Origin of the sequence: Neorhizobium sp. DAR64872/K0K18, assembly GCF_050500175.1 — a bacterium.
Lineage (GTDB): Bacteria > Pseudomonadota > Alphaproteobacteria > Rhizobiales > Rhizobiaceae > Neorhizobium > Neorhizobium soli.
On the sequence record NZ_CP191446.1, the window covers coordinates 423,181 to 435,842 of the forward strand.

The 12,662-nt window shown below is 60.1% G+C and carries 11 protein-coding genes; 10 read left to right on the forward strand and 1 reads right to left on the reverse strand.

The features are described 5' to 3' along the window. The first annotated feature begins 55 nt into the window (after positions 1 to 55). From ACQY1P_RS07505 to ACQY1P_RS07530, 6 genes are all read left to right on the forward strand, one after another. Entirely contained in the window at positions 56 to 1,231 is a 1,176-nt protein-coding gene (locus ACQY1P_RS07505) for a pyridoxal phosphate-dependent aminotransferase (protein WP_062453879.1), read from the forward strand. A gap of 165 nt (positions 1,232 to 1,396) precedes the next feature. Further along, on the forward strand, positions 1,397 to 2,431 hold the full coding sequence (gene galE, locus ACQY1P_RS07510) for a UDP-glucose 4-epimerase GalE (protein ID WP_062453878.1): 1,035 nt from the start codon (positions 1,397 to 1,399) through the stop codon (positions 2,429 to 2,431). Between the two features lie 120 nt (positions 2,432 to 2,551). Further along, entirely contained in the window at positions 2,552 to 3,319 is a 768-nt protein-coding gene (locus ACQY1P_RS07515) for a polysaccharide deacetylase family protein (RefSeq protein ID WP_430255915.1), read from the forward strand. A gap of 170 nt (positions 3,320 to 3,489) precedes the next feature. Next, a complete protein-coding gene (locus ACQY1P_RS07520) occupies positions 3,490 to 3,693 on the forward strand; it encodes a KTSC domain-containing protein (protein WP_062579001.1) in 204 nt (67 codons plus the stop codon). A gap of 171 nt (positions 3,694 to 3,864) precedes the next feature. Further along, the gene (locus tag ACQY1P_RS07525; RefSeq protein WP_162237961.1) at positions 3,865 to 5,625 is read left to right on the forward strand and encodes a putative bifunctional diguanylate cyclase/phosphodiesterase; all 1,761 of its coding nucleotides are present in this window, start codon (positions 3,865 to 3,867) and stop codon (positions 5,623 to 5,625) included. A 117-nt stretch (positions 5,626 to 5,742) separates the two neighbouring features. After that, entirely contained in the window at positions 5,743 to 6,138 is a 396-nt protein-coding gene (locus ACQY1P_RS07530; RefSeq protein WP_082476182.1) for a RidA family protein, read from the forward strand. 18 nt (positions 6,139 to 6,156) lie between these two features. On the opposite strand, the gene ACQY1P_RS07535 is transcribed toward ACQY1P_RS07530, so the two are convergent. Beyond that, a complete protein-coding gene (locus ACQY1P_RS07535; RefSeq protein WP_430255917.1) occupies positions 6,157 to 7,020 on the reverse strand; it encodes a MurR/RpiR family transcriptional regulator in 864 nt (287 codons plus the stop codon). Between the two features lie 136 nt (positions 7,021 to 7,156). Here ACQY1P_RS07535 and ACQY1P_RS07540 point away from each other — a divergent pair, with 136 nt between their 5' ends. From ACQY1P_RS07540 to ACQY1P_RS07555, 4 genes are all read left to right on the forward strand, one after another. Next, complete coding sequence (locus tag ACQY1P_RS07540; RefSeq protein ID WP_430256673.1) at positions 7,157 to 8,245, forward strand: D-TA family PLP-dependent enzyme; 1,089 nt, start codon at positions 7,157 to 7,159, stop codon at positions 8,243 to 8,245. 365 nt (positions 8,246 to 8,610) lie between these two features. Further along, on the forward strand, positions 8,611 to 10,092 hold the full coding sequence (locus ACQY1P_RS07545) for a M81 family metallopeptidase (protein ID WP_430255919.1): 1,482 nt from the start codon (positions 8,611 to 8,613) through the stop codon (positions 10,090 to 10,092). Positions 10,093 to 10,154: 62 nt separating this feature from the next. After that, the gene (locus ACQY1P_RS07550; protein WP_430255920.1) at positions 10,155 to 11,684 is read left to right on the forward strand and encodes an ABC transporter substrate-binding protein; all 1,530 of its coding nucleotides are present in this window, start codon (positions 10,155 to 10,157) and stop codon (positions 11,682 to 11,684) included. Between the two features lie 31 nt (positions 11,685 to 11,715). Then, positions 11,716 to 12,657, forward strand: coding sequence for an ABC transporter permease (locus tag ACQY1P_RS07555; RefSeq protein WP_430256674.1), 942 nt, complete (start codon positions 11,716 to 11,718; stop codon positions 12,655 to 12,657). Positions 12,658 to 12,662: the final 5 nt, after the last annotated feature.

A 12,662-nucleotide genomic window follows, 5' to 3' on the forward strand; every position in this document is an offset into this window, starting at 1 on the left:
TTTCCGAGTTCTCTGCGCTAAACAGAATTAAAGCATAGGGAAATGTTCAGGAACCATGTCGATCATTGCAAGTCTCAGCCCGCGCGCCGTCTCCACTCCCGAAAGCGGTATTGTCGAGATCATCAATCACGCCCGCGCCGGTGGCCGCCGCGACCTGATCCCGCTATGGGCAGGCGAGGGCGACCTGCCGAGCCCGGATTTCATCAATCAGGCGGCATCGAGCGCGCTTCTGGGCGGTGAGACCTTCTATACCTGGCAGCGCGGAATTCCCGAACTGCGCCAGGCACTGTCAGACTATTACACGCGGCATTTTTCGAAGACGCTGTCGTCAGAGCATTTCTATGTCACCGGCTCCGGCATGCACGCGATCATGATGGCCGTGCAGGCGATCGCCTCGCCGGGCGATGAACTGATCTACCTCTCGCCGACCTGGCCGAACATCATCTCCGCGATCGAGATTTCCGGCGCTTCCGCCATCGGCCTGCCGCTTGCCTTTACCGGCGGCGGCTGGTCTCTCGATCTCGACACGCTGGACGCTGCGATCACACCAAAGACACGTGGCCTTTTTATCAATACGCCCGCCAACCCGACCGGCTGGACGGCAACGCTTGATGATCTCCGAGACATTCTGACGCTCGCCCGCAAACATGGGATCTGGATCATCGCCGACGAGATCTATGCCCGTTACTACTACGGTGGTGCGGCAAGGGCTCCGTCCTTCCTCGACATCATGGAAGAGGGCGATCGGATCATCTTCGCAAATTCCTTCTCCAAGAATTGGTCGATGACCGGCTGGCGCATGGGCTGGCTGGTGGCTCCGCCGGAAATGGGGCAGGTGATCGAAAACCTCATCCAGTATTCCAACTCGGGCGTCGCCCAGTTCATGCAGCGCGGCGCGGTGGTGGCGCTCAACGAAGGCGATGCCTTCGTCAACGAGAACGTGGCCCGCGCCGTGGCCGGTCGCGATATCCTCTGCGATGCGCTGATCGCCACCAACCGCGTGCAGACGCTGAAACCCGATGGTGCGATCTACGCCTTCCTCAAGGTGGATGGCGTAACCGACAGCCGCCTGACGGCAATGGACATCGTCGACAAGATCGGCGTGGCGCTGGCGCCCGGTTCTGCCTTCGGAGAGGGTGGCGAACTGTTTCTGCGGGCCTGTTTTCTGCGCAATTCGGCCCATGTCGAAGAAGCCGCCGGTCGGTTGGCGGACTATATCAAGCGCCTCTAACCCCGCTCCATCACCGCAAAGAGGGCGGTCTGTAAAATTTTATCGATCGCCTGAACGCCGTGTTTTCCGTGTTCCGCGTTAAACCCGGCGGCCCCGCCCGGTGGTAAGGTTTGCTGAAGAACGGCCGTGTTTCTCTCTGCGAAAGAAAAAAGCAGGGGCGATAAAATGGCTGTTCTGGTCACGGGTGGTGCAGGGTATATCGGAAGTCACATGGTCTGGGCGCTGCTCGACGCTGGCGAGGATGTCGTCGTGCTCGACCGGCTGTCGACAGGCTTTCGCTGGGCGGTTCCGGACGAGGCGCGCTTCTATCTGGGTGATGTCGGCGATTCCATCATCCTCAAGCAGATCTTTGCTGAAAATGACATCGACGCCATCCTGCATTTCGCAGGCTCGATCGTCGTGCCACAATCGGTCGCGCATCCGCTGGATTATTACGAGAACAATACCGGCAAGACCCGCTTCCTGGCGGCAGCCGCCGTCGAAGCGGGCATCAAGCATTTTGTCTTCTCTTCCACCGCCGCCGTCTACGGCGATCAGAAGGATGACACGCCAGTTCTGGAAAGCGCGCCGACGCTGCCGAAAAACCCCTACGGTCAGTCCAAGCTGATGTCCGAACTGATGCTGCGCGATGCGGCTGCGGCCCATGATTTCCGCTTCGTCGCGCTGCGCTACTTCAACGTCGCCGGTGCTGATCCGCTTGGGCGCACTGGTCTTTCCACGGAAGGTGCGACGCATCTCATCAAGATTGCCTGCGAGGCGGCTCTCGGCAAGCGCCGCGGCGTCGATGTCTATGGCACCGATTATCCGACAGCCGATGGTACCGGTGTGCGCGACTACATACATGTGACCGATCTGGTCGAAGCGCACTTGAAGGCACTGAGCTATCTGCGTCGTGGCGGCGAACCGCTGATTGCCAATTGCGGTTATGGGCGCGGCTATTCGGTGCTGGAAGTGCTCGAAGCGGTCAAGAAAGCCGGAGCCCGCGGGTTCGACATCAACTACGGCCCGCGTCGCCCGGGCGATGCAGCGAGCGTCGTCGCCAATGCGACGCTCGCCCGGCGCCTTCTTGAATGGACCCCGCGCCACGACGATCTCGACCTGATCGTCGAAACCGCAATCCGCTGGGAACGGGAACTGGGCGATCGCCGTCCGGAAAGCATCCGTGCGATCCGCACCCGGCTCGCGTCGGCGAGCTTCTGAGCGCAAGCATGATGCAGTGATGCGGCCGCATTGCTGATACGTGAGAATGCGCATGGTCGAATGGCGTGCAGAGAATTAAAAGCGGGATCCTGGAACAACCCGATCCTGCGGAAACTGACCATGCGCCTCTTGTCCACCGCCGCTATCCTCCTTTGCTGTCTTGCGCCTTTGGCGAAAGCAGACGCTCTGGCGGTTCAGAAACTGGTCGAGCCGCGTCTGACGGTGGCGCCTGCGGGAAATGCGAAACACATCCGTGTTGCCCTTACCTTCGATGCCTGTATGGGCAAGGCCGACGAGCGTATTCTGACGACGCTGGTTCGTGAAAGAATTCCCGCAACGATCTTCGTCACGTCACGGTGGCTGAAGCACAATCCGGAAACCGTCGCTGTTCTGCGTGAAAACAGCGATCTCTTCGAGCTGGAAAATCACGGCGAGAACCACATTCCCGCAGTCGATATTCCAGTCGCGATCTATGGCATACCGGCCGCAGGCTCGCCTGAAGCTGTCGGCCGCGAGGTGGGGAGAGGAGCCGACGCCATGCTTGCAGCCGGTCTTCCTAGACCGCACTGGTTCCGCGGCGCGACGGCAAAATATGATCTCTCGGCCATCCGGGAGATCCGGGCCATGGGTTTCAAGATCGCCGGCTATTCGCTGAACGGCGATGATGGCTCGCTCCTCGGGGCCGCGGCTGCCGAAAAACGGATTGCTGCTGCCAAGGATGGCGATGTGGTGATTTCACACATCAACCAGCCGACTCATGCCGCCGGCGAGGGGGTCGCTCGTGCACTGGTTGATCTGAAAAACAGAGGCGCAGAATTCGTTCGCCTCTCTGATTTCGAGGCCTCAGGCGACCATGAGACGACCGCCAAGCTGCCTGGATTGTTCTGAGGTGGATCGGGATCAGCCTCAAAAGTAGGGCTCGGAAATTGCTAGTTCCTCCGGATTTCATGTGAAAGCAACGAAGAGAGCGTGAGCATCTCGATTACTTAATTAAGCTTAAATTTTCTTGCAATTTTTATGCTGCACTGCATTATTGTCTCCGTTCAAGGAGTGCGATTATGCAAGCAGAGCTAAACTCATCTCTCTTCGATGCTGCTGCTTATGATGAAGGTGCAGAGCGTCTCCGGCTGTTCATGAAAAACGGGCAAATTCGCGAATTCGAGACGGTACCCGTGCAGGTGTTCCAGCAATTGGCAGGGTCCCGGTCGCCCGGACAGTATTACATCGAAAACATACGTTCCAAGTTCCCGATGTTCGGTTGATCGCCGAAACGGCGTCGCGCGGCGGTCGCGAACGGCCTGAGCTATCTCGCTGACGCGGATCGCCGGTGTTTAAAGGGTAGAGCTCCCTCATAATAACACGTGCACATTGTTTTAGTATTCGCTAAGTAATGGCTGTTATTGTCGTCGCCACTGATGTCGGCAGAGCAAGCCATGGAAAACAAACGCATCTGGACGAACAACGAACTGGACGACCTCCTGCGCCAGTTGAATGTTGCTTTGGAGGCTTCCGGCATCGGCATCTGGCAGCACAATCTGCGCAAGAACCAGACCCGCTGGGATGAGCAGCTACAGGAGCTCTACGGTGTCCCGAAGGGACCGACGGATGTGGTGTGGCTCGAATGCGTCCACCCAGACGACCGAGATGCCGCCAATGCGCACTTCGAAAAGGCAATCGAAAACCGCGAAGACTATGCGTCACAGTTCAGGATCATCCGCCAGGATGGCTCCATTCGCCACCTTCGCTCACGCGCAAAGTTCTTCATCGACGGGAATGGCGAGCCATGCTTCGTCGGCGCGGAATGGGATGTCACCGACGATGTGATGCGAAGCCATCAACTGGCGGAAGAGCGGGAAGCCGCAGACCAGAGCCGCGCCGAAGCGCGCTATGCTGCTGACCACGACCACCTGACCGGACTTCTCAACCGCCGCAGCTTCGACGCGATATGTGCCAGCCTTGCAAAACGGGGTGAGCTGGACTTCGTGTCGCTGTGCCATCTCGACGTCGATAACTTTAAGGAAATCAACGACCGATATGGCCACGCCTGTGGAGATGTGGTCATCGCCCATGTCGCGTCGATCCTGAAGCAGGCAAGCCGCCCGGGAGATATCGTGGCGCGGCTGGGGGGTGACGAATTCGCCATCGTTTCGATGGACCGCGGCCTCAACGCGATGGAGAAGATCGTCGCCGAAATCCGCGCCGAGCTACAGTCACCCGTTCTTCTCAACGGCAAGAATGTCGTTGTCACCTGTTCGATGGGCGTGGCGCAAACCTCGGCGTCGGATGTCACCGGACTGCTCGCCTGTTCCGATCTCGCGCTCTATGAGGCCAAGAGAAACGGACGCAACCGCGCCGAATGGTTCTCGCCCGCCATGGCAGCCGCATCGATCGCCGAAAAACACATCCTCTACGAGCTGCGCAGCGCCATCACCAACGGCAATTTCGTGCCGTTCTACCAGGTACAGGTCGATGCCCGGACCCGCGCTATCAAGGGCCTCGAAGCGCTGGTGCGGTGGAAACATGGAGAAGAGCTGAAACCGCCCGGCGCATTTCTGCCGACGGCGGTGACGAACGGGTTGATCGACGAAATCGACGAAATCATGCTGCGCCTCGTCCTTGCCGACTTGAGGCGATGGCAAGCCGAGGGATTTGCTCTGCCGCGCGTGTCCGTCAACATGTCGGCCTCCCGCCTCTCCGATCCTGATTTGGAGGAAAAGCTCAAGCGTCTCGATATCCCGGCAGGCCAGGTGAGTTTCGAACTGGTCGAGACGATCTTCCTCGATGAGCTCACACCGGAGATCAGAGCCAATATCGATGCGATCCGGTCGCTTGGGATTGAAATCGAGATCGACGATCTCGGTTCGGGCCATGCCTCACTGCTCGGGTTGATCAAGCTTCGCCCGGACCGCGTCAAGATCGATCGGCAGCTCATCCTGCCCATGCTGGATGGCCTGCCCCAGCAGCGCCTGGTCGCCGCACTGGTCGATATCGCCCGGACGCTGGACATGGAAGTCGTCGCCGAGGGCGTCGAAACGCTCGGCCATGCGGACGTGCTGGCAAGTCTTGGCGTTGACCTGCTGCAAGGTTTTGCCTTTGGCCGGCCGGAGCCGGCACATGTCGTCGAGAAGCGCTTGGAGAAGCGCCATACGACGGCGCCGACCGGTTCGCGCGCGTCTTCGGCAAGGCGTCGCTGATATCCGAGCAGTTTTAACTACCGTAAATAATTTTCTCGTATTCCCCCGAGGTGCTGGAAATCCGCATCTCGGCAGTGCTAGACCCGTGATCGGTGAAAATAAATTACGGAGAGCCTCGTGAGCCAGAAGAAGATCGAACGTCTCGCTGCTGCGGATGCCCAGGCGGGCGGCCAGCGACGTCCATTTGCCAAGGCGGTCCGCGCCGGCGATTTCGTTTATGTCTCCGGACAGGTGCCGACGGTGGATGGCGAAGTGGTGACCGGTGGCATCGTGGCCCAGACCGAACAGGTCGTTGCCAATATCAAAGACGTGCTGGCGCTTGCGGACTGCACGCTCGCCGACGTCGTGAAGGTCAACGTCTGGCTCGACGATGCCCGTGACTTCTCCAGCTTTAACGCCGTGTTCCAGAAGCACTTCATCGATCATCCGCCGGCACGCTCGACGGTCCAGTCGCCGCTGATGGTCGATGCCAAGGTCGAGATGGACGTGATCGCCTACAAGCCGATCGACTGATTGTGTCAATGACGACCGTCAGTCGCCGAGAAGCTGGCGGTCGTCGCCGTCGCGGTTGCGCACCAGTTCTTCCTTGATGCTGCGCAGCGCCTTGAGCGCAATGTTGCGGTCGGCATAGGCGACCATGTTGGCGAGGATGTCGATCGCAGCGAGATAGGCAAAGCGGGTCGAGGTGGGGCGGAAGATGTTCTTGCCCTCCTGCATGTCGATGGCGATCATCAGGTCGGCCGCATCGGCGACAGGCGAGCCCCGCTGCGTCATCACGATGGTGGGAATGCCATGTTGACGCAGCAGCTTGAGGCATTGCACGAGACCCATGTCGCGGCCGGTATAGGACGACCCGAACACGACCGTGCCGGGCTGGGCTGCTGCCGAGATCATCAGGTTCATGTTGTGGTCGTTCGATGCATTGATGCGGCAGCCGAGACGAAAGAGGCGATTGTGCAGCTCGTTGACGACCATCGCGGAATTGCCGCTGGCACCGAATGCCTGGATGAAGTCGGCACCGCGCAGCATCTGCGCGGCTTTCTCGATTGCGCCAAGGTCGAGCTGCCGATGCAAATCGAAAAGCGCGTTCTGGGCTTTCGAGATGATGTCCTGGGCAACCTCTTCCACCGTCGCGGTCGGCGCTTCCGGTTTCAGATAGCGCAAACCGACATAGGCCATCTTGGCCAGCTGAACCTTGAAGTCGGAATAGCCCTGGCAGCCCAGTCGCCGGCAGAACCTTGTCACGGTCGGCGGCGAAACCCCGGCACGCTCGGCCAGATCGCTGATCGACGAATTGACCACGAAATCGACATTGGCGAGCGCAAACTGCGCCAGTTTGGTCTCCAGGCTTGAGAGCCTGCCGTCTTCGTCGGAAAGCGCGTGAAACAGATCCATCAGGTACTTTCCTCGAAAATTGGCGCAGACACGAAGCACGTCACGATCGTGAAAATGAATTTCACCAGTTCTTGCCCTGATAGCACAAAGCGGGCAAGCATCAACGAAACCAGCCATGCCCACAGAGGTTTACATCATGAACTATCCCTGGCCTGAAACCGGCACGCCGCTCGATCAGATCGCAACGCCGATGCCTGTGATCGACGAGGATCGGCTTGCCGCCAATATTGCGCGGGTGCAGGCTTACTGCGACGCGCAGGGCAAGGCGTTCCGGCCGCATATCAAGACCCACAAGATTGCAGCCGTCGCCCGCCAGCAGATCGAAGCCGGTGCCGTCGGCCTCAACTGCCAGAAGGTCACCGAAGCTGAAGTGTTCGCCGACGCCGGCTTCGACGATATCCTGATCACCTACAACATTCTCGGAGCTGCAAAACTCGCACGGCTGAAGGCGCTGAATGCGCGTGTGTCAAAGCTTGCGGTCGTTGCAGATAGTGAAACGACTGTGTCGGGCCTGGCTGCAACGTTCGATGCCGATCGCCCGCTGACGGTCCTGATCGAATGCGACACGGGCGCAAAACGCTGCGGCGTGCAGACACCGGAACAGGCAGTGGCTCTCGCTGAAAAGATCGCGGCAGCACCCGGCCTGCGCTTCGGCGGCATCATGACCTATCCCGCCATCGGCGGCGCAGAGGCCGTCGAGGAGTTCATGGCGACCACAATGTCGCTTCTGTCGGAGAAGGGCATCGAATGCCCGGTGCGGTCCAGCGGTGGTTCGCCGGATCTCTTTTCGGCGCATCTGGTCCCCTCCGCCACGGAACACCGTGCCGGCACCTATGTCTATAACGACCGCAGCATGGTTCGCGCCGGTCACTGCACGCCCGATGATCTCGCCATGCATATCCTGGCAACGGTCGTGTCGAAACCGGCTGCGGACCGGGCCGTGCTCGATTGCGGCTCGAAGGCCCTGACCTCCGACCTGCTCGGCTTTTCGGATTACGGCTCCCTCGTCGGCTTCGAGGGTGCGCGTATCGTGTCGCTGTCGGAAGAACATGCGGTGGTCGATCTATCGGGCTGTGCAGTGCCGTTTGCGGAGATCGGTCAGATCGTGCAGGTCGTGCCGAACCACACCTGCGTCGTCACCAACCTGTTCGACCGGATGGTGTTTCACCGGAACGGCATCGTGACGAGGGTCGAAAACGTCGATGCGCGCGGCACCGTCTGGTAGCTGACGGTTCGATTTCCCCTGATGGAATGAAAATAGGGCACCTGTTTTGGGCGCCCTTTTTCATGTTCGGAGCGCGAAAGACCGTCGCGCTGAAAATTTTACCCGATTAAGGCTCGTAGAAAATAAATTACACAAAGTGGTGCTTATTCTGGAAAATCGTTGACTTGAGCCGGTTTTGACGCATTATGAAGAAAATAAATTACACCAAAATGGTGAGCGGGCGAACTGAACGAGAAATGGGACCTAGGTTTTCCGGGGCATGGCGTGCCTGTTCCGGCAAGCAATAAAACTCACGCAATTTGGGGACTGACGCTCGGCGACCGCGATGGGAGCCTGATGCCGTCGGACCTATCCGGATAAGACACATGCGCATCTTCACCGCCTCGCTGGCGACCGAGACGAACACATTCTCTCCCGTTCCGACGGATATGAACGCCTTCAAGGCGGCGTTCTTCGCCGGGCCCGGAGAGCATCCGGATACGCCGACGCTGTGCTCGTCCGTCGTGCCAATTCTGCGCCGCCGAGGCCGGGCGGAAGGTTTTACCGTGATCGAGGGCACGTCCTGCTGGGCAGAGCCGGCGGGCCTGATCCAGCGTCAGACCTATGAAGCGCTGCGCGACTTGATCCTCGCCGAACTGACGGCAGCACTTCCCGTCGATGGCGTCGTGCTCGGTCTCCACGGTGCAATGGCAGCGCAGGGCTATGACGATCCGGAAGGTGATTTTCTGGCCCGTGTCCGGCAGATCGTCGGCCCGGATGTTCTGGTTGCCGCCGAATTCGATCCGCACAGTCACCTGACGCCCCTGCGCGTCGCCAATCTCGACATCATGGCTGCCTTCCTCGAATTCCCCCATACGGATTTCGAACAACGCGGCGAACACGTGGTCGAACTAGCGCTGCAGGCGCTGAAGGGCATGATCAAGCCGGTCATCTCCACATTCGACTGCCGGATGATCACGATTTTCCCGACCAGCCGCGAGCCGATGCGCTCCTTCGTCGATCGCATGCAGGCGCTGGAAGGCAAGGACGGCATCCTGTCGGCCTCTGTCATCCACGGCTTCATGGCCGGCGACCTGCCCGACATGGGCACCCGCATCGTTGTCGTGACGGACAACGACAAGGCCAAGGGCGATGCGCTGGCAGCCTCCCTGGGGCGCGAGCTCTACAGCCTGCGCAGGCAGACGGCGATGCCCATGCTCGATACAGAAGCGGGCCTCGACAAGGCGATGTCGATCCGCGCGTCGCATCCCGGATTGCCGGTGACGATCGCGGACGTCTGGGACAATCCCGGCGGCGGCGTGGCGGGTGATGCGACATTCATCCTGCGCCGGATGATGGAGCGCGGCATGGACGATTTCGCCGTTGCGACCATCTGGGATCCGATTGCCGTCACCTTCTGCCAGGCGGCAGGAGAGGGCGCCGAACTCAGCCTGCGCATCGGTGGAAAATCCGGACCAGAAGGCGGTGAACCGCTCGATTTGCGCGTCACGGTTCAAAGCGTGTTCGATGCGGGCTGGCAGAGTTTTCGCAACAGCCGCGTCACGCTGGGCAGCACCGCCGTCGTGCGTCCGGTCGGCACCCATATCGATATCGTGCTGATCACCAGCCGCACCCAGACCTACGAGCCTGATATCTTTGCCAATCAGGGCATCGAATTTGCCGCCAAATCCTATCTGCTCGTCAAGTCGACCAACCATTTTCACGCGGGCTTCCAGCCGGTCTCCTCCGAGATCGTCTATATCGCCGCGCCGACCTGTTATCCGACCGATCCCGCAACGACACCGTACCGAAAAGCGAGCCTCGAAATATGGCCGCGCGTCGCCGATCCGCTGGGACTGGATGCCTGAATTTTCGACCGGACAGGAAAGCCGGCCGGGATCTGACCACTGAAGACAACAAGGGGATGACAATGAAAAAGAGTGCACTTGTTCTCATGACGCTGGCGGCATTGGCCGGCACCAGCAGCCTGGCGCTGACAAAGGCGAACGCCCAGGCAGGCGACGGCGTGCTGACGGTTGCGACGATCGGCGAGCCGCCATCGCTCGACGTGATGCAGACGCCGACCGATATCGTGCTGACGATCGACCAGCACATTTTCGAAACGCTCTACACCTACGACGCCGAGTGGAAGTCCGTGCCGCTTCTGGCCGCCGCCATGCCGACGCTGTCGGAAGATGGCCTCACCTACAAGATCCCGCTGCGCGAAGGTGTGAAATTCCACGACGGCAGCGATTTCGATGCCAAGGACGTCACCGCCTCGCTGAAGCGCTGGATGACGATCAATTCCAAGGGCAAGCAGGTTGCCGGCGTCGTCGAAAGCATCGCGGAAGATGGCGACCATGCCGTCGTCATCAAGCTGAAGTCGCGTTATGCGCCGCTGCTCGCGACCTTGTCGCAGGCATCGGTCATCCTGCCGTCCGAAAAGATCGCCGATACGCTGACCGAATTCGTCGGCACGGGTCCTTATTCGCTGAAAGAACGCAAGCCCGACCAGTACACACAGCTCGTTCGCTTCGACGGCTACAAGTCGCCCGAGGGCACGCCGAGCAACTATGCCGGCAAGCGCGAGGCGATTGCCAAGGAAATCCGTTTCGTGCCGGTTCCAGACGCCAATACCCGCGTCGAAGGCCTCATCTCCGGCCAGTTCGATTTCGCCGACTCGCTGCCGGTCAGCGCCTATGAGCGCGTCGAAAAGAGCAGCAACGCCAAGCCCGTCATCTTCAAGAATGCAGGCTGGGCATCAATGAACATGAACATGAAGGAAGGCCTTCTGGTCAAGAAGGAACTCCGTCAGGCCGTTCAGGCAGCGCTCAACGCGTCGGACATGATGCTCGCCGCTTTCTCCGATGACCGCTTCTTCAGCGTTGATGCCTCGATCTTCCCGGAAGGCTCCTTCTGGCACACCGAAGCAGGCGTTGCCCGATATGGCGAAGGCGATCCGGAAGCAGCTGCAAAGCTGCTCAAGGCTGCCGGTTACGATGGCCAGCCGCTGCGCCTGATGACCAGCCGCCAGTATGAATTCCATTACAAGATCGGCGAAGTCGCCAAGGCCTATCTGGAAGCTGCAGGCTTCAAGGTCGACCTGCAGGTGGTCGACTGGGCAACGCTCACGACCCGTCGTGCCGATGCCAAGCAGTGGGACATCTTCATCACCCACTCCAACTTCCCGGGCGATCCAACCACGATCAACACGATCACCGACACCTATCCGGGCTGGTACGTCTCCGACCAGAAGACCAAGGCCGTTGCGACCTACATGGACGCCACGACCGACGATGCCAAGAAGACCGCATGGGACGCCATCCAGACGGTCATTTACGACGATGCGCCGCTCTACAAGGTCGGCAACTTCAATGGTGTTTCGGGTCTGGCCAACGGCGTTTCCGGTTATGAGCCGACCTACTGGCCGCATTTCTGGAACGTGAGCCCGAAGAAGTAAGCTGGATAACTAGGGACTGGTTATGGCAAGGATCGCACAGGCAATCTTGAAACGGCTGGGGGGCATGGCCATCGTGCTCGCCCTCGTCGTGACGGTGGTCTTCATCATCGTTCGCGTGACGCCTGGCGATCCTGCCGCTGTCATGCTGGGGTCGGATGCGACCCCGGAAGACATCGCGCAACTGCGCACCCGCATGGGCCTCGATGCGCCCATGCTCGTCCAGTACGGCCAGTTCGTGCTGGGCATTCTGAAAGGCGATCTCGGTCAGTCCATCTTCTTGAACCAGCCGGTAACGACAGCGCTTGCGGCACGTGCGGAGCCGACCTTCTTCCTCACCCTGTTCTCGATCCTGATCGCGGTTGCCATCGCGCTTCCGGTCGGCATTCTCTCGGCCGTCAAGCGCGGCACGATCTTCGACCAGATCGTCGTGACGCTGACAATGGTGGCCGCAAGCGTGCCGAGCTTCTGGCTCGGGCTGATGCTGATCCAGTTTTTTGCCGTCGGGCAGGGCTGGTTCCCGGCCTCCGGCTATGGCGGTCCGGGCACGCCGTTCTTCGAGCGCCTGCATCACCTCGTCCTGCCGGCCGTGGCGCTCGGCGTCGTCAACTCGGCGCTGATCACCCGCTTCACGCGTGCCGCAATGCTTGATGTGCTCGGCGACGATTATGTCCGCACGGCACGCGCCAAGGGAGCGGGCGAAGGCCGCGTCATCCTCAAGCACGCGCTGAAGAACGCGCTCATCCCGATCATCACCGTCATCGGCCTGTCGGTTGCCATGCTGGTCGCGGGTGCGGTCGTCACGGAAACCGTGTTCGGCCTTCCCGGCGTCGGCAACCTCGTGGTTTCAGCCGTGTTGCGGCGTGATTATCCGGTCATCCAGGGCGCGCTGCTCGTCGTTGCCGCCATCTACGTTCTCATCAACTTCATCGTCGACATGCTCTACATCATCGTTGATCCGCGGGTGCGCCTATGAACACC

Bases quoted from the DNA above. Each gene is read 5' to 3' on its own strand.
- ACQY1P_RS07515 (WP_430255915.1), top strand. From the start codon at position 2,552: ATGCGCCTCTTGTCCACCGCCGCTATCCTCCTTTGCTGTCTTGCGCCT.
- ACQY1P_RS07520 (WP_062579001.1), top strand. From the start codon at position 3,490: ATGCAAGCAGAGCTAAACTCATCTCTCTTCGATGCTGCTGCTTATGAT.
- ACQY1P_RS07505 (WP_062453879.1), top strand. From the start codon at position 56: ATGTCGATCATTGCAAGTCTCAGCCCGCGCGCCGTCTCCACTCCCGAA.
- ACQY1P_RS07525 (WP_162237961.1), top strand. From the start codon at position 3,865: ATGGAAAACAAACGCATCTGGACGAACAACGAACTGGACGACCTCCTG.
- galE (WP_062453878.1), top strand. From the start codon at position 1,397: ATGGCTGTTCTGGTCACGGGTGGTGCAGGGTATATCGGAAGTCACATG.
- ACQY1P_RS07540 (WP_430256673.1), top strand. From the start codon at position 7,157: ATGAACTATCCCTGGCCTGAAACCGGCACGCCGCTCGATCAGATCGCA.
- ACQY1P_RS07535 (WP_430255917.1), bottom strand. From the start codon at position 7,020: ATGGATCTGTTTCACGCGCTTTCCGACGAAGACGGCAGGCTCTCAAGC.
- ACQY1P_RS07545 (WP_430255919.1), top strand. From the start codon at position 8,611: ATGCGCATCTTCACCGCCTCGCTGGCGACCGAGACGAACACATTCTCT.
- ACQY1P_RS07550 (WP_430255920.1), top strand. From the start codon at position 10,155: ATGAAAAAGAGTGCACTTGTTCTCATGACGCTGGCGGCATTGGCCGGC.